Origin of the sequence: Vibrio sp. 10N.286.49.C3 (assembly GCF_041469545.1) — a bacterium.
Taxonomy (GTDB): domain Bacteria; phylum Pseudomonadota; class Gammaproteobacteria; order Enterobacterales; family Vibrionaceae; genus Vibrio; species Vibrio tasmaniensis_A.
Genome location: NZ_JBFRKT010000010.1, coordinates 147205 through 172140, shown reverse-complemented (window position 1 = coordinate 172140; position 24936 = coordinate 147205). Strand labels below are relative to the sequence as shown.

20 protein-coding genes are annotated in these 24936 nt (G+C 44.1%); 12 read left to right on the top strand and 8 right to left on the bottom strand.

What is annotated here, in order from left to right:
• Positions 1-24: 24 nt before the first annotated feature.
• From tatA to tatC, 3 genes are all read left to right on the top strand, one after another.
• A complete protein-coding gene (tatA, locus tag AB4180_RS06635) occupies positions 25-279 on the top strand; it encodes a Sec-independent protein translocase subunit TatA (protein ID WP_009848052.1) in 255 nt (84 codons plus the stop codon).
• 3 nt (positions 280-282) lie between these two features.
• The gene (gene tatB / locus AB4180_RS06630) at positions 283-690 is read left to right on the top strand and encodes a Sec-independent protein translocase protein TatB (RefSeq protein ID WP_004735566.1); all 408 of its coding nucleotides are present in this window, start codon (positions 283-285) and stop codon (positions 688-690) included.
• A gap of 148 nt (positions 691-838) precedes the next feature.
• Positions 839-1594: a twin-arginine translocase subunit TatC gene (gene tatC, locus AB4180_RS06625; protein ID WP_009848051.1), complete on the top strand. Its 756-nt coding sequence runs from the start codon at positions 839-841 to the stop codon at positions 1592-1594.
• 191 nt (positions 1595-1785) lie between these two features.
• Here tatC and AB4180_RS06620 read toward each other — a convergent pair whose 3' ends face one another.
• Positions 1786-2547 (bottom strand): TatD family hydrolase, encoded by a 762-nt coding sequence (locus tag AB4180_RS06620; RefSeq protein WP_102249029.1) that lies wholly within the window; start codon positions 2545-2547, stop codon positions 1786-1788.
• Positions 2548-2755: 208 nt separating this feature from the next.
• On the opposite strand from AB4180_RS06620, the gene hemB reads away from it, so the two are divergent.
• From hemB to polA, 3 genes are all read left to right on the top strand, one after another.
• Complete coding sequence (hemB, locus tag AB4180_RS06615) at positions 2756-3799, top strand: porphobilinogen synthase (protein ID WP_009848049.1); 1044 nt, start codon at positions 2756-2758, stop codon at positions 3797-3799.
• Between the two features lie 81 nt (positions 3800-3880).
• Entirely contained in the window at positions 3881-4321 is a 441-nt protein-coding gene (locus tag AB4180_RS06610) for a GNAT family N-acetyltransferase (protein WP_102249028.1), read from the top strand.
• Between the two features lie 693 nt (positions 4322-5014).
• Complete coding sequence (gene polA, locus AB4180_RS06605) at positions 5015-7816, top strand: DNA polymerase I (RefSeq protein WP_102249027.1); 2802 nt, start codon at positions 5015-5017, stop codon at positions 7814-7816.
• 507 nt (positions 7817-8323) lie between these two features.
• Here polA and AB4180_RS06600 read toward each other — a convergent pair.
• Positions 8324-8923 carry a GTP-binding protein gene (locus AB4180_RS06600; protein WP_102249026.1) on the bottom strand — a complete coding sequence of 200 codons (600 nt, stop codon included), beginning with the start codon at positions 8921-8923 and terminating at the stop codon, positions 8324-8326.
• Positions 8924-9153: 230 nt separating this feature from the next.
• Entirely contained in the window at positions 9154-9813 is a 660-nt protein-coding gene (yihA, locus tag AB4180_RS06595) for a ribosome biogenesis GTP-binding protein YihA/YsxC (RefSeq protein ID WP_017099574.1), read from the bottom strand.
• A gap of 148 nt (positions 9814-9961) precedes the next feature.
• On the opposite strand from yihA, the gene AB4180_RS06590 reads away from it, so the two are divergent.
• From AB4180_RS06590 to hemN, 5 genes are all read left to right on the top strand, one after another.
• Positions 9962-10579, top strand: coding sequence for a cytochrome c (locus AB4180_RS06590; RefSeq protein ID WP_009848044.1), 618 nt, complete (start codon positions 9962-9964; stop codon positions 10577-10579).
• 557 nt (positions 10580-11136) lie between these two features.
• A complete protein-coding gene (locus AB4180_RS06585) occupies positions 11137-11775 on the top strand; it encodes a class I SAM-dependent methyltransferase (protein WP_004735576.1) in 639 nt (212 codons plus the stop codon).
• On the top strand, positions 11775-12332 hold the full coding sequence (gene yihI, locus AB4180_RS06580) for a Der GTPase-activating protein YihI (RefSeq protein ID WP_004735577.1): 558 nt from the start codon (positions 11775-11777) through the stop codon (positions 12330-12332). The genes AB4180_RS06585 and yihI overlap by 1 nt, the downstream gene beginning before the upstream one ends.
• Before the next feature lie 6 nt (positions 12333-12338).
• The gene (locus tag AB4180_RS06575) at positions 12339-12827 is read left to right on the top strand and encodes a DUF2489 domain-containing protein (protein ID WP_017079341.1); all 489 of its coding nucleotides are present in this window, start codon (positions 12339-12341) and stop codon (positions 12825-12827) included.
• A 346-nt stretch (positions 12828-13173) separates the two neighbouring features.
• Complete coding sequence (gene hemN / locus AB4180_RS06570) at positions 13174-14565, top strand: oxygen-independent coproporphyrinogen III oxidase (RefSeq protein WP_102249025.1); 1392 nt, start codon at positions 13174-13176, stop codon at positions 14563-14565.
• An 83-nt stretch (positions 14566-14648) separates the two neighbouring features.
• Here hemN and AB4180_RS06565 read toward each other — a convergent pair whose 3' ends face one another.
• The 5 genes from AB4180_RS06565 to glnA form a co-directional block, all read right to left on the bottom strand.
• Positions 14649-17264, bottom strand: a complete 2616-nt coding sequence (locus AB4180_RS06565) for an EAL domain-containing protein (RefSeq protein ID WP_102249024.1) — start codon at positions 17262-17264, stop codon at positions 14649-14651.
• Between the two features lie 108 nt (positions 17265-17372).
• Positions 17373-18776, bottom strand: coding sequence for a nitrogen regulation protein NR(I) (gene glnG, locus AB4180_RS06560; RefSeq protein WP_009848040.1), 1404 nt, complete (start codon positions 18774-18776; stop codon positions 17373-17375).
• 110 nt (positions 18777-18886) lie between these two features.
• Positions 18887-19963, bottom strand: a complete 1077-nt coding sequence (glnL, locus tag AB4180_RS06555; RefSeq protein WP_198592239.1) for a nitrogen regulation protein NR(II) — start codon at positions 19961-19963, stop codon at positions 18887-18889.
• 168 nt (positions 19964-20131) lie between these two features.
• Positions 20132-20701 carry a DUF4124 domain-containing protein gene (locus AB4180_RS06550; protein WP_102249023.1) on the bottom strand — a complete coding sequence of 190 codons (570 nt, stop codon included), beginning with the start codon at positions 20699-20701 and terminating at the stop codon, positions 20132-20134.
• A gap of 240 nt (positions 20702-20941) precedes the next feature.
• On the bottom strand, positions 20942-22351 hold the full coding sequence (gene glnA / locus AB4180_RS06545; protein WP_009848037.1) for a glutamate--ammonia ligase: 1410 nt from the start codon (positions 22349-22351) through the stop codon (positions 20942-20944).
• 563 nt (positions 22352-22914) lie between these two features.
• Here glnA and typA point away from each other — a divergent pair.
• On the top strand, positions 22915-24747 hold the full coding sequence (typA, locus tag AB4180_RS06540; RefSeq protein ID WP_009848036.1) for a translational GTPase TypA: 1833 nt from the start codon (positions 22915-22917) through the stop codon (positions 24745-24747).
• Positions 24748-24936: the final 189 nt, after the last annotated feature.

Below are 24936 nucleotides of genomic sequence, written 5' to 3'. Positions count from 1 at the left end.
TAGACAGACCCGAGGACAATGACAATGGGTGGTATCAGTATTTGGCAACTTCTAATCATTGCTGTAATTGTAATTTTACTTTTCGGAACAAAGAAACTGCGCGGTATGGGTGGTGACTTAGGTTCAGCGGTGAAAGGCTTCAAAAAAGCGATGAGCGATGAAGACAAGCCTGCAGATAAGAAAGATGCAGACTTCGAACCAAAGAATATTGAACAGCAGAAGACAGAAGCTAGCGCTGAAACAACTGCTGAAACAAAGAAAGACAAAGAGCAGGCGTAAATCGTGTTTGATATCGGTTTTTGGGAACTGGTATTAATATCTGTCGTTGGGTTAGTGGTTTTAGGACCTGAGCGTTTGCCCGTGGCGATTCGTAGTATTTCCAAGTTTGTTGGACAAGCGAAAAGCATGGCAAACAGTGTGAAAGATGAACTTTCTCACGAGCTTAAGGTGCAAGAGCTGCAAGAAAACCTACGCAAGGCGGAAAAAATGGGTATGGAAGATTTATCTCCAGACCTAAAAGCGTCAGTCGATGAACTCAAGCAGGCCGCTGCTCAAGTTCAACGTCCGTATGCTAAGCCTGAGTCTGATAAGCCAAGTGAGACTGAACCTAGTGTCACGGAAACTGTGGAATCTGAAACCATTCAGGTCAACAGCGAAGCTTCAGCACCGTCAGATAAGAAAGCCGAATAGTCTCGCAAGGAGGAGTCGCCAGATGCTTGAGTCGCTAGATGTTTAAATCGATAGCTATTCAAGTAGATAACTATTCAAGTGGATACCAATTCAACTGGATAGATAGGTGCGCGGCTCCTTTTCGATCTTCCTGTTTAAGAGGTTTGACATGTCTTCGACTGAGCAGACACAGCCTTTAATTAGCCATCTTCTAGAATTACGTAATCGCCTACTACGCGCGATTGTCGCCGTTCTAGTGATATTTGTCGGGCTAATTTATTTTGCTAATGATATTTATGAATTCGTATCAGCACCTTTGGTAGATCGTCTGCCTGAAGGGGCGACGATGATCGCAACGGATGTTGCATCGCCATTTTTTACACCGCTAAAACTAACCTTAATCGCGTCTATTTTTGTCGCGGTGCCGTTTATTTTGTATCAGGTGTGGGCCTTTGTTGCTCCGGGTTTGTACAAGCATGAAAAACGCTTGATCATGCCGTTATTGGCTTCAAGTTCTTTGCTGTTTTACTGTGGTGTGGCGTTTGCTTACTTCGTAGTATTCCCATTGGTATTTAGTTTCTTCACGGCTATTTCCTTAGGGCAGGTAGAGTTCGCAACAGACATATCAAGTTATCTCGATTTTGTACTCGCGCTGTTCTTTGCTTTTGGTATTGCCTTTGAAGTACCAGTAGCGATTATCTTGTTATGTTGGACGGGGGCGACAACGCCTAAGGCTCTGTCTGAAAAGCGTCCGTACATTGTTGTCGGTGCTTTTATCGTCGGTATGATGCTGACACCTCCCGATATGATCTCGCAGACACTGTTGGCGATTCCAATGTGTATTCTGTTTGAGATCGGTCTGTTCTTCGCGCGTTTCTATGTGCGTAAACCAGATGCGGATGAAGAGGAAGAAGCTGAGTCTTGATTCTGCTGTAAGAGTATAATTGCTAGAGTCCTTCAGCAAAAGTGACACAATAAAAAAGCGGCCCGAGGCCGCTTTTTTATTGTGTCTGTTTATCGAATGTCGATTATACCTTCGTCATAAATAACGGGTTACGCTCACTTGTTTTAAAGCTCGATCACTGCGTTATTTCTGATGATTTACTGCGATTGATATTATAAACCAAACAGTAATTTAGCGTTGCTGGTCGTTATACTGTCGACTTCTTCAAGGGTAATTCCACGCAATTCAGCGATGCGTTTTGCTACCAACTCCGTGTAGGCTGGCTCATTACGTTTACCGCGATTCGGTGTTGGTGCCAAGTATGGGCAATCTGTCTCTAGAATGACGTAATTCATATCAAGATGTGGAATCACCTTGTCCATTCCTGAGTTCTTAAAGGTCGATACACCGCCTAAACCTAAGTGAAAGCCTAGCTCGTTGATTGCCTGGGCCTCCTCTAAGCTGCTGCCAAAGCAGTGGAATACGCCACGTAAGCTGCCGTCTTGTTCTTTACGCAGTAAGGCAAGTGTCTCTTCAATAGAATCACGCGTGTGGATTACCACTGGAAGATCGAGCTCTTTTGCCCACTGCAGTTGAGTCACGAAAGCCATCTCTTGTTCTGCCTTGAAGGTTTTATCCCAGTACAAGTCGATACCGATCTCACCCACGGCGATGAAGTTATGCTTGTCGAACCAAGCTCGAACGGTTTTGAGGGTTTGCTCGATATTCGCATCCACATAACAAGGGTGTAAGCCCATCATTGAACGGCACACCTCAGGAAACTGAGCTTCCGTCGCTAACATTGGCTCGATAGAATCTAAATCGATGTTCGGCAATAGAATGGTATCAATACCTTGAGCCAGTGCGCGCTGCACGACTTGTTCACGGTCTTCATCGAATTCGCTCGCGTAGATATGAGCATGGGTGTCGATCATTATTTTGTCCTGAAAGCAGTCTTTACTGAGTTGTCATGAGTATACGGCAGTGTGAGGAGAAGGTCATTTTTTGCCATTTATCCCTGTTTTTGAGTGGGTTTTATATTTTACTGCTAGCGTCCTGAGCCATCAGTGATATGCTTTTGCCTGTATTTAGCACTTTTCATATCTAAGCATTTCGGTGCTTAGACTAGGCAAGGAGAATCTAGTGTCTGTTTCAATTCAAGGTCAATTCCCAGGTCGCCGTATGCGCCGTATGCGTAAACACGATTTTAGCCGTCGCCTAATGGCAGAAAATCAATTGTCTGTGGATGACCTCATCTACCCAATGTTTATCCTGATGGGTAAAGACCGCCGCGAGCCTGTCGAGTCAATGCCGGGTGTTGAACGCTTGTCGATCGATCTGATGCTTGAAGAAGCGGATTACCTGTCAAAATTGGGTGTTCCGGCGATTGCTCTGTTTCCGGTCGTGAACCAAGATGCTAAAAGCTTATGCGCGGCTGAAGCTCATAATTCAGAAGGTTTAGTGCAGCGTGCGGTACGTTCATTAAAAGAGCACGTGCCAAATATGGGTGTGATTACTGATGTTGCACTGGACCCATTTACTACTCACGGGCAGGACGGCATCATCGATGAAGATGGTTACGTGATGAATGATGAAACGACTGAAGTGTTGATTCAGCAGGCGTTATCGCATGCTGAAGCCGGTGCAGATGTGGTTGCTCCGTCGGATATGATGGATGGTCGTATTGGTAAGATCCGCGAAGCGTTAGAGGAAGCGGGTTATATTCATACTCAGATTATGGCGTACTCTGCGAAATACGCATCGTGTTATTACGGCCCATTTCGTGATGCAGTCGGCAGTGCTTCGAACCTGAAAGGTGGTAATAAGAAGAACTACCAGATGGATCCTGCCAACAGCGATGAAGCGATTCACGAAGTGGCAATGGATCTTAATGAAGGTGCGGATATGGTGATGGTTAAGCCAGGCATGCCTTACTTAGACATCGTGCGTCGTGTGAAACATGAACTTCAAGCACCAACGTATGCTTATCAAGTGTCTGGTGAGTATGCGATGCACAAAGCAGCAATTCAAAACGGTTGGCTGAAAGAACGCGACACCGTTATGGAATCACTGCTGTGCTTTAAGCGTGCTGGTGCTGATGGCATTCTGACTTACTTCGCTAAAGATGTTGCAGAGTGGCTTGCTGAAGACAATGCACAAGCAGCCAAGCACTTAAAAGAAAAGTAACAACTTAACGTTAACTTAAGTGATATTCAGTAAAAGGGTTGGCCATTGTGTCAGCCCTTTCGCTTATGAGGATGGAAGAAGATGTCAGTCATAGTACGTGAAGGTTCACTGGGAGAGGTTGTGTCTGTTGTCGAGCAGATCTCTGAATTTGCTAGAAAAGAGAGTGTCGCTTCACTGGCAGCTCGGCTTGAAGGGAAAAAGAGCCTGATCTTAGTGGCTGAAGAGGCGAACGTGTTACTCGGCTTTAAAATTGGTTATGAGCTTAACTCAAATACTTTCTATAGTTGGTTTGGTGGTGTGTCACCGCTTGCAAGAAATAAGGGGGTCGCACAGGCTCAATTAGATGTTCAGGAGCAGTGGGCACAAGATCGGGGTTATGAGCAGCTGAAAGTAAAATCTCGTAACCAGTTTCCTGCGATGCTGTGTTTACTATTGAAAAATGGATATCGAATTGAAAAATTGGAAGAAAAAGAAGAGATTAATGAAAATCGAATCCATTTCGTGAAGCAATTATCAGCTTAATGATTTGCTTTATCGGGGTGATAAATCATTTAAAATGAATTTAATGAGATTTATTATCATTTAGTTGTTGACTATTAAATGAGAATCATTATTATTAACCCTGTCTTAGGGAATGAGGAAATGTTCACAAGGATGTTAAGTACTCAAGTATCAACTTGGTTACCCAACAGAATTCTCGCGAACTTGTACTAAGTTCTTTTTGACACGACATTGCTCACATTGCTTCCAGTGTAATTTATAGCTTTTAGGTAAAGCTGTGGTATTCAATTTGAATGGCTTTACCAGTTTTTGCTAGGCGACATCTTCGGGTGTCGCTTTTTTTATACCTCCAATTCAACAATATGCATATTTAGTGGCACGTTTTTTTATGAATAAAACGCCATCAGCATTCTTTTCCACAATGCAGGATCGTAAAAAGATCGTTGATCATATGTTCGATCTGTAAAATTATTCTTTATTATCAGTGTTTTGTTGGTGTTTTTTGATTTGTTAACCTTACTTCTCAACAGGGTGGATAAATAATATAAACAGAGTTATCCACAGAACGCTTGCGTCTAAGAACAAAAAATAACAACAAATCGATTATAACGAATACAACCGAGTGAACGGATACAGATCGACAACATGGAATCCAACCAACAGACGTGGCATTCTTAACAGATAATTTCTGTACTTACTGGATTCACAAATATTATGGCTCGTATTCCTGATAATCCATTGATTCTGATCGATGGCTCTTCTTACCTATATCGCGCGTTCCATGCTTACCCTGGCACCATGAGCAATGGTGATATCCCAACGAACGCTGTTTATGGTGTAGTTAACATGCTACGCAGCATGATGCGTCAATTTGCTTCTGATCGTATTGCGGTTATTTTTGATGCGAAAGGGAAAACGTTCCGTGATGACATGTACCCAGAGTACAAAGCAAACCGCCCACCTATGCCTGACGATCTTCGTTGCCAGATAGAACCATTGCACAATGTGATTCGTGCGATGGGTTTGCCACTTATCTCTATTCCTGGCGTTGAAGCAGATGACGTGATTGGTACGCTTGCTTCTCAAGCTTCTGCGATGGGGATGCCTGTACTTATCAGTACTGGTGATAAAGATATGGCGCAGTTAGTTGATGACAACGTTACTCTGATCAACACCATGACCAACGTGGTAATGGATCGCGAAGGTGTGATTGAGAAGTTTGGTATCCCGCCAGAACTGATCATCGATTATTTGGCACTGATGGGTGATAAAGTCGATAACATCCCTGGTGTTCCGGGTGTGGGTGACAAGACAGCGACGGCTTTGCTGCAAGGCATTGGTAGTATCGAAAAGTTGTATCAGAATCTTGATGATATTGCGGCGCTTGGTTTCCGTGGTTCGAAGACGATGGCTAAGAAGCTGGCTGATAATAAAGCCAATGCTGACATGTCTTACGAGCTTGCAACAATCAAGCTAGATGTTGAGCTTGAAGAGACACCAGAATCATTGGTAAAAGCTCAACCCAATATCGATGAGTTGATCAAGCTATACGGTCAATTGGTTTTCAAATCTTGGCTGAACGAGCTCCTTGAAGGTGGCAGCGGAGTGGTTGAGGCGGATGAGAAATCTTCCGCAGCGGGAGCTGGATCAGTACGTAGCAGCGCTTCTACTGTAGAGATGAATACGTCTGCCGTGACGATTGATCGTAGCAACTACGAAACGATTCTAGATGAAGCGTCATTCAATGTTTGGTTAGAAAAGCTTAAAGCAGCTGAATTGTTTGCTTTTGATACTGAGACAGACAGCCTTGATTACATGGTCGCGAATCTAGTCGGTTTATCATTTGCGACGGAAGAGGGCGTTGCCGCTTACGTACCAGTTGCTCATGATTACCTAGATGCACCGCAACAGCTGGATCGTGATTGGGTACTTGAACAACTTAAACCGATTCTTGAAGATGATGCTCAAGCTAAAGTGGGTCAAAACCTGAAGTACGATATGAGTGTGCTAGCGCGCTACGGTATCGAAATGAAGGGTATTAAACATGACACCATGTTGGCGTCTTACGTTTTCAATAGCGTAGGTGGCAAGCATGATATGGACAGCCTAGCGCTGCGTTTCCTTCAGCACAGCTGCATCTCATTTGAGCAAATCGCAGGTAAAGGTAAGAAACAGCTTACTTTCAACCAGATTGAACTGGGTGAGGCGTCTCCATACGCTGCAGAAGATGCTGATGTGACATTACGTCTTCATAACCGCCTGATGGAAAACATTGAGCAAGATGAAAAGCTAAAAACCATCTATGAAGAAATCGAAGTACCACTGATTCCTGTGATGTCTCGCATTGAACGCACAGGTGTATTCATTGATGACATGTTGTTAGGTGCTCAATCGCAAGAGATTGCGGTTCGTCTGGATGAGCTAGAGCAGAAAGCTTACGAGATAGCAGAGCAAGAGTTCAATATGAACTCGCCAAAACAACTGCAAGCGATCCTGTTTGAGAAAATGGGTCTGCCAGTTATCAAGAAAACGCCATCAGGTGCACCTTCAACCAACGAAGAAGTGCTTCAAGAGCTGGCGCTTGATTACCCGCTACCTAAGTTGATCATTGAGTATCGTGGTCTTGCGAAGCTTAAGTCGACGTACACAGATAAACTGCCGAAGATGATCAACGCTGAGACTGGTCGTGTTCATACGTCTTATCATCAAGCGGTGACCGCGACGGGCCGTTTGTCTTCGACTGATCCAAACCTACAGAACATCCCAATTCGTAATGAAGAAGGTCGTCGTATCCGCCAAGCATTCGTTGCACAACATGGTTGGAAGATTCTAGCGGTCGATTACTCTCAAATTGAATTGCGTATTATGGCGCACCTATCAGGTGACAAAGCGCTGCTGGAAGCATTCCAACAAGGCAAAGATATCCACGCGGCAACGGCTGCTGAGATCATTGGTGTTGATATTGAGAGTGTGACCACTGAGCAGCGTCGTCGTGCTAAAGCGGTTAACTTTGGTCTTATCTACGGCATGAGTGCTTTTGGTTTGGCTAAGCAGCTAGGTATTCCTCGTGGCGAAGCACAACACTACATGGATACTTACTTTGAGCGTTACCCAGGTGTGATGCAGTATATGGAAGACACACGCAGCGCGGCTTCAGAGCAAGGCTTTGTTGAAACCATTTACGGTCGTCGTCTGCACCTTCCTGAGATTCAATCTCGAAATGGCATGCGTCGTAAGGCTGCTGAACGTGCGGCAATCAATGCGCCAATGCAGGGCACAGCAGCAGATATCATTAAGAAAGCGATGCTGTTGGTTGATGAATGGATTCAAGCGGAAGGCGATGGTCGTGTGAAACTGCTTATGCAGGTACACGATGAATTGGTGTTTGAGGTGGAGGAGTCAGCTTTAGCCGAAATTGAAAGTAAAGTACAACAATTGATGGAATCTGCTGCAGAGCTAGAAGTACCGCTTGTCGCGGAAGCTGGCCACGGTGACAACTGGGATCAAGCCCACTAATCAGTTTTTGACCTTATTGAGTAAATTAGTATGAGCCAGTGCACAAACACTGGCTTTTTTTTGTCTCGAATAAAGTTAAATCATAAGAAGATTTTGGGTGTTTTAATAAAACGTTCATGAAAAAAAACTACAAAAATGGTTTTCATTTCTGAGCAATTGTTGTACATTAAATCTTGTAGGGTACAGAGGTAAGATGTTCTATCTTTCAGACCTTTTGTTTCACGTTATTGGATTAGGCTGATTCAGCCGCCCCAGTCAGTATTTGACTGGGGCGTTTTTTCTTGTGCGAAAGAAAAATATCTCCAACCTACTATTCCCCCGTAAAATCTCCCATTTTTAGTGCCTTTTGTTACGCTTTCCCTAAGCACCGTGATAAACACTTGATTGCCTTAGATCTGGAATTCAATCAGCAATTGGTAATTTTAATCCGTCTCTAAGTGCATTGTTTTATTCTTGAAAATAACTTTTATTTTACAAGTGACTCATAATGCATTGATCGTTTACGTCTTATTTATCAGTATATTGAGTGGGTGAATGCTCAATGTAGTCCATGATTTCCTGTTGTTTCTCTGTGCTGTATTTCAGAGCTTCGGCCGTGATCTGGATAGATTGCGCCATAGAAGAGATATTGTTGGTCGCTTCCACCAAGGTTTGCTGCATGGGTTTTAGGATAAGTAGATAGATAGCGGTCAACGCGATAACAATGACAGTGATAACGGCTGCCAACGCAATAATGATTTTAGTTTGGATATCATCTAGCAGTAATTGACTGGTTTTCTTAAAGGCGAGTCGAGATTGGTCTAAGACTTGTGGGAGTTGATTGAGGGATGTCTTGGTGGAGCTCGCAAGCTGATTGATGCTTTCAACGGTTTGATTCAAGGCTTGTTGTTGGTCATTGCTGAGGTTGGGGTTGTTGACTATCGCCTGCAAAGATTGCGATATCACCTCAAGAGACTCACTCGCGTCTTTTGCGTACCTTTCCATACCATCTAGGTCTAAGGTCATATCGACATTGATTAATGGGACTTGTTCTTGTTCTGCTTCAGAGGCAAACCCTGTCAGTGAGATCAACATAAGTGCAATGATGGCCAATGGTGTTTTCCACATGAGTATTCCTTTCTCATTGTTCTGTTTATTTAGATGTGTCTTTTAGTATGGTTCACTTCTCTCGTTTCTAACTGATTAATCTTGTCTTTAATTCTCAAGACTTAGGTTTAACTCACTAATTTTTGGGCAAAAAAATACCCCACCTATATAAGGAAGGGTATTAATAAGGCTAAATCACTTGCTGTAAGTGCTTTAACTTCTAATTATAGATAAAGCTATAGATAGAAGAACTACTCTGAGTCGTTGTGCTCTTCGTCCGCTAGCTCATCAATGATTTGATCAGCAAACACTGGGGCAAACCACTCATCCATCTTGGCACGCAGTTGATCAACGCCGATACCCTTCATTGAAGAGAAGACATCAACCGCAACATCACCACCGAAAGATTTCGCATCATTACGGATTTTCAGTAGCTGTGCTTTACGCGCACCACTTTTCAGTTTGTCTGCTTTTGTTAACAAAACTTGTACTGGGATGCGGCTATCGATAGCCCAGTAGATCATTTGTTGGTCAAGGTCTTTCATTGGGTGACGGATATCCATCAATACCACTAAACCTTTTAGGCTTTCACGTCGTTGTAGGTATTCACCTAGCGACTTCTGCCATTTTTTCTTCATCTCAAGCGGTACTTGAGCGAAGCCATATCCCGGTAAATCGACAATATGACAGCCGTCGGTAACCTTAAATAGGTTAATTAGCTGAGTTCGACCTGGGGTTTTACTGGTTTTCGCCAAGCTTTTTTGGTTTGTAACGCGGTTTAGTGCGCTAGATTTACCAGCATTGGAGCGTCCTGCAAACGCAATTTCGATCCCTTCGTCTTCTGGTAAGTGACGAATATCAGGTGCACTGGTAATGAAATGCGTGTTTTGATAATGAATTTTTACGCTCACTGTTAACTCCATCTCGACTTTGTGTAGTCGATTGATTACTTTTTTGTGAATTTGTGTAAAATAACCGTGCTCGGCATAAGGTCGCCTATTGTACCATGAGTGGCAACATAGAGTGGTACTGGAAGCTTGATAATTATAATGGAATGTCATGAAGAAATTAGCGCTAATTTTGAGTCTTTTAGCCAGCTGCTCAGTATGGGCTCAAGGTAGTATTGAAGCTGGTAAAGCCAAATCACAAACATGTGTTGCCTGCCACGGTGCTGACGGCAACAGTCTGATCACTCAGTATCCTAAGCTGGCTGGTCAACATGAGAAGTATCTAGAGAAGCAGTTAAAAGAGCTTAAGCTAGGTATGACGAGTGGTGGTAAACAAGGTCGTTACGAGCCTGTAATGGGTGCAATGGCGATGCCTTTATCTGAAGAAGATATGGCTGACCTAGCGGCATACTACGCATCTCTCCCTATCTCTAGTAACTCTACTCCTGAAAATGTAGTAGATGAAGGTAAGGTTCTTTACACTGCGGGTAACGCAGAACGCGGCGTAACGGCTTGTATTGCTTGTCACGGCCCTCGTGGTAATGGTACCGAACTTTCTGGTTTCCCTAAGATTTCAGGTCAGCACGCAGATTACATCAAGGCTCAACTTGAGAAATTCCGCGATGGTAACCGTAATAACGACATGAATGCGATGATGCGTGATGTAGCTAAAAAGTTAACAGACGCAGATATTGATACCTTATCGAAGTACGTTGGTGGTTTACACTAATATGTTGGTTTCTTGCTCTTAGCCAGAGTAATGAAATGTACGTTCGAGCGAGATTGAAGAGACGCCCCGATCAGTAATGGTTGGGGCGTTTTCTTTTGTATTGATTTTATATATCCGGTTTGTGTTAATGTCTAATTTATCAATGCTTGTTCGAATTGTGTACAAAAGTGTGAGCTCGCACTCTTGTAGTCTTTTTGTAAAAAGGTAAAGTAGCCGCCATCAGCTAGGAGCTGACTTAGATACGGATGGTCATCTAGTCTAACGGTATAGACAGAAACGGATCAGGCTAGGACAGCCCAGCAACAAGGTGTTAGAAAAGGATAGCCAAAACTCATCAGGACGATGAACAACAAACAAATTTGGCATGGAAAGCACCAATAACAAATGGAGATTTGTGTACCAAGTTGAGTATGCAAATTTTGGCCGATATAGGCAGATTTAGAGAGCGATAGGTTTTCCTATCGCTTTTTTTATTGATTTGATGAAAAAACACCCAATACCTCTCCACTATAAACTCAGTTTCTGGTATGTTTCGCATCCCTGTTTAAGGATGTGCTATGTATACTTGTCCCTTATGCCATCACCAAGGCGTGAATCACTATTTTGAAGACAAACGCAGAGCCTATCTGCAATGTCAGCAATGTGAACTGGTATTTGTTAAACCTGAACAAAGGTTAGAAGCAAAAGAAGAGAAAGCACACTATGATCTCCATGAGAACGATCCTAGTGATGCAGGCTATCGCCGTTTTCTATCTCGCATCGCGGATCCACTAACAGACAAAATTTCATCTAACTCACACGGGTTGGATTTTGGTTGTGGCCCAGGCCCTACGCTATCTATTATGTTAGAAGAAGCCGGACACACCATGGAGTTGTACGATATCTATTACCACCCAGAAGCTTCTGTGTTGGAAAAAACGTATGACTTTATGACTGCCACGGAGGTGATAGAGCATCTTTATCACCCAGACAAAGTGTGGCAGCAATGGTTGAATTTAGTTAAACCCAAGGGCTGGATTGGTCTTATGACTAAACTAGTAATAGACGTAGACGCGTTTGCTGGTTGGCACTACAAGAATGACCCGACACATGTCGTCTTCTTTAGTCGTCAAACATTCCAGTTTTTGGCAGAGCGGGATAAGCTCGAACTAGAATTTTTTGGAAATGATGTAATTTTACTGAGGAAAGTGCAGTAATGGGTCGTAGTAAGAAATCAAGAAAACCGGGAGCACTTGGCGCTCCGGAACCTATGGTTACTCGTAACCGTAGTGAATCTGATGTTGAAGGTCGTGAACGTAAGCGTGTTAAAAAGCGTAAAGGCCTTAAGTCGGGCAGCCGTCACTCAGATGGTAGCGAAGCAAAACAGCGTAAAGCTGCACTAGCTCGCGACCCTCGTTTAGGTAGCAAGAAAAAAATCCCGCTGATTGTTGAACCAGCGAAGAAGTCGACGAAACAAGAGCGCAAGCTATCTAACGAACAAGAGTTAGAGATGCTTGAGAATGATGCTCAACTGAACACATTGCTAGATCGTATCGAAAATGGTGAAAACCTAGGTGCTGGTCTGCAGAAGTTTGTTGATGAGAAACTTGATCGTATCGAACACCTAATGGGCCGCTTAGGTCTGCTAGAGCCAGAAGACGATGAAGAAGAGATCTTCGAAGAAGCACCTGTTGCCTCTAAGAAGAAAGCAAGCTCTGACGAAGACTTGCTATCTCAATTCGAAGATTTCGACTTAGACAGCTTTAAAGGTTAATAGCCAATGAACGTAACCTTATTAGCAATTGCTGGTGGAATTATCATTCTCGGCTTGGGCTCTTACGCAGGTTACCTTCTACTTCAAGTGAAGAAGCAGACGGAGTTGCAAAAGCAGCATCAAGCACTTGCCATTGAAAAACGTAACGCGACGATTTACGAAAACGTAAATACTTTATGCTTAGCGGGTATTCAAGGCCAGTGTGACTTACCTGAGATCAGTATCCGAGTGTGTATCATTATGGATAATGTTCAGGGTGATGAGCGTGTCGATTTTGATTCTGAGTATCCTGCTCTTTCTGAGCTGTACCATATCGTAAAAGATATGGCTCGCGGAGATGGAAGGCAGGAACTGACGAAGAAAGAGCGTATGCAGCAGAATCTCACACGCCATAAGGCGGAGACTCGCTTGAATGATGCGGTCATTGAAGATTTGAAAAGGTTGCAGGAGAAGGTTAAGCCTCTCAACAACCAAATCAACATTCAGATGATCTAGTCACTAAGACTTTTAAATATAGAGGCTTGTTTAACATTCCGTTTTTAGACGCGCTGCTTTTAATACCTATGCATTTAAGACTTTTCATCTTAAATGCATCTTGTTTTTAAGTCGCCTTATCTTTTAATAGACAATGTTAAATGAGCCTTCTTACCTTTTGCGTCTCGTTAATCCCGACGCTTTGTTAGTGATCAAGCTAGCAGTTCTGAGTTTTTGTCTGAAAAATTGATTTTGTCTTGGAACGACCTTACTGGTCGTGTGGCAAAATAACCCGTCTATATTTTAATGTATGTAAAATGATTTGAGAGACCTTAGGTTCTCGCGGATCTAAATTGGAATTACCGCTATGTCGAGCAAGCCAGTAACAACGAATCAGCAAATCGTTTGGGATCAAGAGATCTTAAACAAGTACAACTATTCGGGACCTCGTTACACTTCATATCCAACAGCGTTGGAGTTTCATGAAGCGTTTACCGTCGCTGATTACGACATGGCGTGTACTCAGTACCCTGAGCGTCCACTCTCTCTTTACGTGCATATCCCGTTCTGTCATAAGCTTTGTTACTACTGTGGTTGTAATAAAGTCATTACTCGTCACTCGCATAAAGCGGATGAGTACTTAGATGTGATTGAACATGAAATCCGCCAGCGCGCCTCTTTGTTGAATGGCCGTGAAGTGACGCAATTGCACTTCGGTGGTGGTACGCCAACGTTCTTGACCAAAACACAAATTACTCGCTTGATGATGATTCTGCGTGAGGAATTTAATTTCACTGCTGACGCTGAAATCAGTATTGAAGTTGACCCGCGTGAGATTGAGCTAGACGTACTTGACCACCTGCGTAACGAAGGCTTCAACCGCCTGAGCATTGGTGTGCAAGACTTCAATAAAGAAGTGCAGAAACTGGTTAACCGTGAGCAAGATGAAGAGTTCATCATTGCGATGGTTAAACGTGCGAAAGAGCTAGGCTTCCGTTCAACCAACCTTGATTTGATCTACGGCCTACCAAAGCAGACTCAAGCTTTGTTCGCGGAAACATTGAAGCAAGTGTTAGAAATGAAACCGGGTCGTTTATCGGTATTTAACTACGCACACATGCCGCAACTGTTTGCCGCACAGCGTAAGATTAAAGATGAAGACCTACCTGAACCAAAAGAGAAAATGGCAATCCTCCAAGATACCATTGAGACTTTAACGGGCGCGGGCTACCAGTTTATTGGTATGGATCACTTTGCTCTGCCTGAAGACGAGCTAGCAGTAGCACAACGTGAAGGTATTCTGCATCGTAACTTCCAAGGCTACACGACCCAAGGTGAAGCTGACCTAATTGGTTTCGGTGTTTCTGCTATCTCTATGGTCGGTGATGCCTACGCTCAAAATCAGAAAGAGCTGAAGAAGTACTACGCTCAGGTGAATGACCTGCGTCATGCACTTTGGAAAGGTGTTGCTCTAGACAGTGACGACCTTCTACGTCGTGAAGTGATCAAGCAGCTGATTTGTAACTTCAAGCTTGATAAAACAATGATCGAATCTGAGTTCTCGGTTAACTTTAATCGCTACTTCAAAGAAGATTTAGAGCTTCTACAAACCTTTATCAACGATGAGTTGGTTGAAGTCGATGACAAAGAAATCCGCGTGACTTTGCGTGGCCGTTTGCTGATCCGTAACATCTGTATGTGTTTTGATAAATACCTACGTGCCAAGGCTCGCCAACAGCAATTCTCTCGCGTCATCTAATAAATCGATAGAGAATAGAAACATAAAAAATGCCAGCATCATGCTGGCATTTTTGTATCTGACTCATTCGATTTGTGCCTGATTTAGGCGAGGTTCTCTTTGGTGCTCTGTTTGGCCTCTGCGTTTTGTTCGATTTCGTTATTCGTTTTAAACTTGGCATTTTGCTTGGTGCCGAGGTCGGTAGGCCATTGGTCAAACGGAACTGGACGACTGTATAAGAACCCTTGAGCTAACGGACATTGAAGCTGCTTGAGTAGTTCAGCTTGTTGTTGTGTTTCAACGCCTTCTGCTACCAAACTTACTTTGAAACCCTTGGTGATGTTGACGATGGCCGCGACGATGGAGCTGTCTAGGTTCTCTTTTTCCAACTTACTGACGAAGCTGCGATCGATCTTTAAGCAATCAAATGGCAGTTTGTGTAAGTAAGCCAGTGACGAATAGCCGGTACCAAAGTCATCAATTGCAATCGAGATACCTAGTGCTTTTAGCGTCAGCATATTATCGATGATGGTTTGGTCATTGTCGACGATGCGTGATTCAGTGATCTCTAGCGTCAGGTTTTGGGCTGGTAATTTGGTGTCACGCAGCGTGCTTTTAACCAATTCAATGAATCCGCTTTCACTCAGTTGGTCGACAGATAGGTTAACGTGAATAGAGAAGTCTTTATTCCATTTTCCAGACTCAATCGCGATTGCGGTATCTCGACATGACTTGTGCAAAATCTGCTTACCAATGTCGTAGATCAATCCTGTTTCTTCTGCTAAAGGAATGAACTCCAAAGGTGAGATTATACCCTCGTCCGTTACCCAACGAGCCAAAGCCTCGGCACCTATGGTAGCTCCGGATTCCAGGTCGATTATAGGCTGATAGAAGGGCTCGAACTGCTGAAGCTCAATTGCCTTGTTAAGACGTGCCAGCATCTTGGTACGATATCTCGATGCTTTGCCCATTTCTGGGTTGTAAATACTGACACTGGTTTTGTCTTGCTTTGCGTTGCTCAAGGCTATACTGCTGTTGCGTAGCAGCAGTGTAATGTCGTTGACGTTCGAGACATTCACGACACCCATTGATACTTTGATGACCACGCTTTCTGATTCCATGGCAAATGGGGAGGTAAAGATTCGAAGTAAGCGGCTCGTCAGTAGCTGGACGTCATCTATTTGATTGATGTTAGGAGCGTAAATCGCAAATTCATCCCCGCCAGTTCGAGCTAACAGGAAGTTCGATGGCAGCGTACCTCTTAAACGAGCAGCCGCAATGATAAGCAGTTGGTCACCATTGTAATGGCCGAGGCTATCATTAATATCTCGAAAGCGGTCAATACCAATTAAGTAAAGTGTACCTTTTTCGTTTTCAGGGTTTTTCTTGGCTGTATCAATAAAGCCTTCACGACTATACAGTTTAGTTAATGAGTCATAGGTAAGTTGAGCCTGTAACGCCTGAAAAGAAGCCTTTAAATTGTTGGTCATTTCATTAAATGACGCAGTTAACATGCTAATTTCATAGATATTGCCCGTTTTTGGCATGCTCGTATCCCAGTCACCTTTGGCGAGGCGCTTTGCTGCCCCTGCTGTTGAAGTGATGGGTTGAGTTACGCGATTAAAGGCAATTAATCCAGCGATAATACCAATGCAACTGAGCGTTAGACCGAGTAACCAGCTGTTTCTTTGGTTTTTTGGTAATTCACCAAGTAGGCTACTTTCTGGGATCGACATACCAATAATCCAAGTGATGCCGTACTCATCTTCATAAGGGGTAAGTTGATTGAAATATCGTTCGTTATCTAAATTAAAACTAAAGCGCTGCACATTTAAATCATCGATTAGATGAAACTTATCTACATAACGGGCACTTTCACGTATTACCGCGTTAGCACTCTCTGTTGCTAACAAGCGCTGGCCTTTGTCTGTTTGTCCTGTTCCCCAAGAGACCACGCTGCCTCCGCCCGAATGAGCGACTAAGCGCTGTTGCTTATCAATAATATAAACAGAAGCATCTGTTTCATCTTTTAGTTCTTTGAGAAATGCATTAAAAGTGTTGATCTTGATATCGCTGGCAAGGACACCTTTGAGCTCGTTATCACTATAGATAGGAGCAAGAGCCGATAAAGTGATCTCTTGTCGTTCATCTGCATTGGCATAAATTGATGACCATAATGCCTTGTTCTGTGCTACGACAGGTGTGTACCAAGGGCGAACTCTTGGGTCGTAAGCTGAAATCACGGTTCGAATGTCTTCGCTAATCGTGTGGCCACGATAAATGACCAGCTGGCCTTGGGTTCGGTCATCTCGGGCCATCAAAGTGTAGCCGTTGTTAACTTCTTTTCGAAAACCGACGTAGCTACCGTCTGCAGAGCCAAAACTAATCACATCTAGTTGGGGAACAGCTTGGAAATGACGAGAAAATTTATAAAGGATGTAGTCTTGAACCTGACTAAGATCTCCCTCTTTATAAAGGTTGTGATAACCGATGTTATGACTTAGTGAAAGGTTAGCGTGAAATGGCTTTTCTAAAAAATCGGCAAGGCTTTGATGAACGTTATCAGTGAGTGATGTTAGTTGGCGCGCACTAATATCACTCACCATCTCCTTGTAGCTTTGCTTTTGAGTGAAAATCATTACGCCCATAGTGAAGAGAAATATCATCACGAATGGCAGAACCACTGCGGTTCTCAAGGTAATTTGTGTTTTCAAAGACATCTTTAGCTACAGTTTGGATAGATAGTGTACTGTAATTGTACCGATACTATTCAAAGCAAGCGACACTTTTTTAGCTTTAAAAAATATGTATATAGAGGCATATAAAGATCAGTACAACTCTTTGAGTTTACGAGTCAGGGTATTTCTTCCCCATCCTAAAACTTTCGCTGCATCTTGTTTATGGCCATTAGTATGGTTGAGTGCGGCCTCTAATAATATACGTTCAAACTCGGGTAGAGCATAAGTCAGCAGCTCTTTTTCGCCGGAATCAAGCGCACTCTTGGCCCAATTAGCCAGCAGTTGTTGCCAATTACCATCAGTACCTTCGCTGATCACAACCTTCTCTTCCAACAACTCAGGAGGCAGATCCGAAGGAAGTATTTCACTACCACTTGCCATTACTGTTAACCAACGACAAATGTTCTCAAGCTGACGCACGTTTCCCGGCCAATTGAGCTGATTGAGCTTCAGAATGGTCTCTGGGTGTAGTGTCTTCACTTCTACACCAAGCTCTTCAGCGGCTGATGCTAGGAAGTGGTGAGTCAGCTTTTCAATGTCCTGTTTACGTTCGCGCAGTGCCGGAATATGGATTCGGATAACGTTGAGTCGATGGAAAAGGTCTTCACGGAAACCACCGTCATGTACTAAGCGCTCAAGATCTTGGTGGGTTGCGGCAACGATACGAACATCGACCTTAACCGCAGAATGTCCACCTACGCGATAAAACTGGCCATCAGACAGCACGCGCAGTAGTCGAGTCTGAATATCGAGTGGCATGTCGCCAATCTCATCAAGAAACAGAGTACCCCCGTTGGCTTGCTCGAAGCGTCCTTGGCGAACACTGTTAGCACCGGTAAAGGCGCCTTTTTCGTGGCCAAACAGTTCTGACTCGATGAGATCTTTGGGAATCGCAGCCATGTTCAGGGCGATAAAGGGCTTTTTCGCTCTTGGGCTGTGACGATGTAAGGCGTGTGCGACTAGTTCTTTACCTGTACCTGATTCACCATTGATCAGTACGGAAATGGATGACCGAGACAAACGACCAATGGCGCGGAAGACTTCCTGCATCGCAGGCGCTTCGCCAATGATTTCTGGCGCGTTGGTGTCTTCTACTGCTTCACTCGCCTGTTCTCGCTTTTGCTCTTGGCTGTGGGCGATTGCTCGTTCTACTAAAGTCAGTGTCTCATCGATATCGAACGGCTTAGGCAGATACTCAAAAGCGCCTTTTTGATAAGCATTGACCGCTGCATCAAGGTCTGAGTGCGCGGTCATAATGATCACTGGCAGGTCGGGAGAGCGTTGATGAACCTGATGCAAAAGCTCAATACCGTCAATGCCGGGCATGCGAATATCAGATACCAATACATCTGGCGTCTCGCGCTCAAGAGCAAGTAATACGCTCTCTGCATCAGCAAATGTTTCACACTTTATATCCGCAGATGAAAGTGTTTTCTCTACTACCCAGCGGATAGAGCTGTCGTCATCGACGACCCAAACGTATCCTTTACTCATAATTCAATTCCTTTGCAGCCAAATCTATTGTGATAATCATTGTTGTTTTTATTGTTCGGTATTCAGTGTTGCTAATGAAACGTTGTTTCCAGTGGGAGACCCAGCTTTGCTTATATCGGCAAATAAATCGTGAATGTGGTGTTGCCCGGCCAGCTTTCAACATCAATTTTCCCATTGTGTTGATCGATCAGGTTTTGAGATATCGATAGCCCTAGCCCTGTACCTCCTTCTCGTCCGCTGACCATTGGGTAAAACAGGGTGTCTTTCAATTCATCGGGGATACCCGGGCCGTTGTCGCAGATCTCAATGCGAGCGGCGAGTTTGTGTCGCTGACCATGAATGTTTGCTTGATGCACCGTTCTGGTGCGAATGGTGATTTTTCCTGATTCTTGAGCCTTCAGAATCTGAGCTGCGTTGCTCACTATATTGAGCATGGCTTGTTCTACCTGTGCTGAATCCATCAAGATGTCCGGTAGGCTCGGGTCGTAGTCTCGTTCGATGACGAGTGTTGAACCTGATTCTAGCTCGACGAGTTGCCTTACTTTTTCAAGTATTTGGTGAAGGTTCTCTTCCGATTTGGTCCCCGGTTTCTGTGGGCCAAGCAGGCGATCGACCAAAGCTCTCAGGCGGTCGGCTTGTTCAATAATGATCTGCGTATATTCATTAAGGGACTGATCAGGGAGCATTTTACCAAGTAGCTGCGCGGCTCCTCTTAATCCGCCCAATGGATTCTTAATCTCATGGGCTAATCCGCGTACCAATAGTTTAGCCGCTTGTTGTTGTGCGTGTTGGTTGAGCTCTTGGCTGAGGCGTCTTTGTTGGTCTATCTTGCGCATCTCAACCAATAACAGCGTTTCTCGCTGCCAAGATATTGGGCTCACTGTTACCTCAAGCATTAGTGGGCGGTTATCAACCACAAAGGTAACGTCACTGTCGGTAATGCTTTGGCCACTTTGTAGCGGTTGAGTCAACAGCGCTAAATCCAGTGAGGCGTGCTGGATAAGTTGGCTCAGAGGGTGATCAACGATACGTCGTGCACTTTGCGAAAAGAGTTGTTCAGCCGCCGGGTTGGCATATCGGATATACAGTTGCTCATCGAGCATCAATGTTGAGGTCACCATATTGTCGAGAATGGCGCTGGAAAGATGATGTGTATCTATGCTGTCGCTTTTGGCTGATCGATTCACTATTTCGTCCTTGAACTGGTGTTTTTCTCACTGCACCAAATTGGTGCGAAGCTAAGTTCAAGTATGGCGCATATCAACCAGAAGCTAAAGATAATTCATTAGAGTCGCTGAAAGCTGCTTCGATCAGGTGAAAAGTAGAGGTAATTTGGCCTCTTTTAACACATTGGCTTACTTGAGCGTCGCTCGATGTAAATACACGGTGACTGGACTAGTAGATGCAATAAGCTTGCCGCTTCTATGTGCTTGAATTGCAATGGTGTGAGTGCCTCGATCGATACCTTTCAATTCCCAATTAGGTTGGGTTTGTGGAGCGCCATAACGACGACCATCGAGCATCAATTGCAACTGCTCTCCAATACCAAGCTTGCGGTTGAGTTCTATTTTTATTGGGATTAAGCCACGGTTGCTGCGGATGGTTTGATCATGAACTGGAGTCAGCATGCTGAGGGCTAACTGAGCGGGTACCTCTCGTTTCGTGTTATCCGTTTTTTCCTGAGCTTGAGCTGGTGTTGCCGTTTTAGCTGTAGAGGGATCTGCAGCGTCAACAGGCGTTGAGGCCTCAAATTTAGGGGCTGGCGCGGAAGCTTGTACGTCAGGTAGACGAAGAGCCTCCGCACCTTGATCGGTAGGGGTATCACTAAAGTGAAGCACACCATCCTCATCTTCCCAGGTGTACACCGTTTGAGCAGAGCACGAGAATGCGACTGTTAATCCGATTAGGAACAGTATTTTTTTCATATCGTTAGCCTCTTTCCACCGTTAGGTGTTTTCACGTTTGACGTTAGTTTTGTTATTGATTTTATTGTATTTATAGCAACAGCCTGTGAGGGCTTTTGTTTAAGATATGGTACGAGGAAGCTGGGGGAGGGAGAATAGAAAAAAGGCCCGCCTGCGAGGCGAGCCTAATATTTTTTAGTGCTTCTTACATGTTGCAATAGCTTTTACTGCAGTAAGAATTACATGCTAACCGACTAAGGATTAAACTGAGTAGTACAGTTCAAACTCAAGTGGGTGTGTAGCCATGTTCACGCGCTGTACGTCATCAGATTTCAGAGTGATGTAAGAATCGATGAAGTCGTCAGAGAATACGCCACCAGCCGTTAGGAACTCACGGTCTTCGTTAAGTGCTGCTAGAGCACCTTGTAGAGATTCTGCAACTGTTGGGATTTCAGCTGCTTCTTCTGCAGGAAGGTCGTATAGATCTTTATCCATAGCTTCGCCAGGGTGGATCTTGTTCTTAATACCGTCAAGGCCAGCCATAAGCATTGCTGAGTAGCATAGGTATGGGTTAGCTGCTGGGTCACCAAAACGTAGCTCGATACGACGTGCTTTCGGGCTTGGTACTACTGGGATACGGATAGAAGCAGAACGGTTACGTGCTGAGTAAGCAAGCATTACAGGTGCTTCGAAACCAGGTACAAGACGCTTGTATGAGTTCGTTGATGGGTTAGCAAATGCGTTGATTGCGCGAGCGTGCTTGATTACACCACCGATGTAGTAAAGAGCCATTTCAGATAGGCCGCCGTACTTATCACCAGCAAACAAGTTTTGTCCATCTTTGTTCAATGACATGTGAACGTGCATGCCAGAACCGTTGTCACCAACTAGTGGCTTAGGCATGAATGTCGCTGTTTTGCCAAATGCGTGCGCAACGTTGTGTACAACGTACTTGTAGATTTGAGTCTCATCCGCTTTTGTTGTTAGCGTGTTGAAGCGAGTTGCGATTTCGTTTTGACCCGCAGTTGCAACTTCGTGGTGGTGAGCTTCAACAACTAGGCCCATCTCTTCCATTACTAGACACATTGCTGAACGGATATCTTGAGATGAATCGACAGGAGCTACTGGGAAGTAACCGCCTTTAACGCCAGGACGGTGACCTTTGTTACCGCCTTCGATGTCAGAGCCTGTGTTCCAAGCTGCTTCTACATCATCAATTTTGAAGAAAGAACCAGACATGTCGTTTGAGAACTTAACGTCATCGAATAGGAAGAATTCTGGCTCTGGACCCACTAGAACTGTGTCTGCGATACCCGTAGAACGTAGGTATTCTTCAGAACGTTTAGCGATAGAGCGTGGGTCACGGTCGTAGCCTTGCATTGTTGCAGGCTCAAGGATGTCACAACGGATGTTTAGCGTTGCATCTTCTGTGAATGGGTCCAGTACAGCAGAAGCTGCGTCTGGCATCATTACCATGTCAGATTCATTAATGCCTTTCCAACCAGCTACTGAAGAGCCGTCAAACATTTTGCCTTCTTCGAAGAAGTCTGCATCAACTTGGTGAGAAGGAATAGAGATGTGCTGCTCTTTACCTTTTGTATCAGTAAAACGTAAGTCGATAAATTTAACTTCGTTCTCTTGGATCAGGGATAGTACATTTTCTACTGACATCTTGGATAACCTCCAGTGTTATTAATTCGGTATTAGCTCGATTCGGTTGAAACCAGCATTGATTAATGTCTATACGTGCATTAATCGATGCTGATTTATCTATAGCCAAAAACGTGCCAAAAAAATTATTCCATTAATTTCAATGATTTACTTGTTTTCTTGATTTGCGAACTCTGACTTTTGCACCAAAATGATCTTTGATTGCACGATATTGGTGCAATTATTTATCTGTGCACCAATATGAGACATAAGCGAACACCATTCAGCAATGAATTGCCTAAGTTGTCAATCCACTTTTGTTATTTTACCGGAGATTTGGTTGCCCACTTAGCGGGTGATATTTTTCGATAACCCTACGAATTAGTCGACTAGACACTGTACGGAACCAAAGTTAAGCGGATATGAATCGCTAATAAAGAAAAAAGCCTTGGTTCAGATCACATATTTCTGGGTTTTTGTCTAGAATCTGGTATATTATTGACCGTTTTTTAAATCAAGCTAGCGGTTATTATCCAAACTTTTGAGATAAGTGACGGCTACTTTTATGAGTGAATCGAGAATCCATGTCTACTCCACAGATTGATAAGTTAAGAAATATCGCGATCATCGCGCACGTTGACCACGGTAAAACGACTTTGGTTGATAAACTACTACAACAGTCAGGCACTCTTGAGTCTCGTGGTGAAGCTGAAGAGCGTGTCATGGATTCGAATGACATCGAAAAAGAGCGTGGCATTACAATCCTTGCTAAGAACACAGCAATCAACTGGAATGATTACCGCATCAACATCGTAGATACTCCGGGACACGCGGACTTCGGTGGTGAAGTTGAGCGTATCATGTCTATGGTTGATTCTGTTCTGCTTATCGTTGACGCAGTTGATGGCCCAATGCCTCAAACTCGTTTCGTAACGCAAAAAGCATTCGCACACGGTCTTAAGCCAATCGTTGTAATCAACAAGATTGACCGCCCAGGCGCTCGTCCTGATTGGGTTATGGATCAAGTATTCGACCTTTTCGACAACCTAGGTGCTACAGATGAGCAACTAGACTTCACCGTTGTTTACGCTTCAGCGCTAAACGGTTGGGCAACAATGACTGAAGGCGAAACTGGCGAGAACATGGAACCATTGTTCCAAGCTGTTGTTGATACAGTAGAAGCACCAGCAGTTGACCTTGACGGTCCACTACAAATGCAAATTTCGCAACTTGATTACAGCTCTTACGTAGGTGTTATCGGTGTTGCTCGTGTTACTCGTGGTTCTGTTAAGCCAAACCAACAAGTAACTATCGTGAATGCTGAAGGCAAAAAACGTAACGGTAAAGTAGGTACTGTACTTGGTTACCTAGGCCTTGAGCGTCACGAAGTAGAACAAGCTAACGCTGGCGACATCATTGCAATCACAGGTCTTGGTGAGCTGAAAATTTCAGACACTATCTGTGACGTAAACACTGTTGAAGCAATGGAACCTCTATCTGTTGATGAACCAACAGTAACAATGACTTTCCAAGTAAACACTTCTCCGTTCGCGGGTAAAGAAGGTAAGTTTGTAACTTCACGTAACATCCTTGAGCGTCTTGAAAAAGAATTGGTTCATAACGTTGCACTACGTGTTGAAGAAACTGAAAGTCCAGACCGTTTCCGCGTATCAGGCCGTGGTGAACTTCACCTTTCTATCCTGATCGAAAACATGCGTCGTGAAGGTTTCGAGCTAGCAGTATCTCGTCCAGAAGTAATCATCAAAGAAGAAGATGGTCAGAAAATGGAACCGTTCGAAACGGTTACTATCGATGTAGTTGAAGAGCACCAAGGTGCGATCATGGAAAGCATCGGTCTACGTAAGGGTGAGCTAACAGATATGGCACCAGATGGTAAAGGCCGTGTTCGCATGGACTTCATGATGCCTTCTCGTGGTCTTATCGGTTTCCAAACTGAATTCCTTACAATGACGTCTGGTTCTGGTCTTATTTACCACTCGTTCGATCACTACGGTCCTTACAAAGGCGGTATCATTGGTCAACGTAACAACGGTGTTCTAATCTCGAACGCGACTGGTAAAGCACTGACTTACGCATTGTTCTTCCTTCAAGCTCGTGGTCGTCTATTTACAGAGCACGCTGATGAAGTTTATGAAGGTCAAGTAATCGGTATTCACAACCGTTCAAACGACCTGACAGTAAACTGTCTGAAAGGTAAGCAACTAACGAATGTTCGTGCATCTGGTACTGATGAAGCACAAGTTCTTTCTCCACCGATCAAGCACACTCTAGAGCAAGCTCTTGAGTTTATCGATGAAGATGAACTAGTAGAAGTAACGCCACTAAACGTACGTATCCGTAAGAAGCTTCTTACTGAAAACGAACGTAAGCGTGCAGCACGTCCAGCTAAGGCTTAATCGCCAGCTGACTAGCTTCTAGCTATTCAAGCAATACGTTTAGAATAAATAAGAAAGCCCCGAGTAGCCTAGCTGCTCGGGGCTTTTGTTTTATGTGGTGTTAGAGTTGATACGGGTAAACGAGATGCGAGATACGAAAGGCGTTCAAGTATTCGTCATCCTCAAGAGGGAGGGACGACCGAGTGGGGA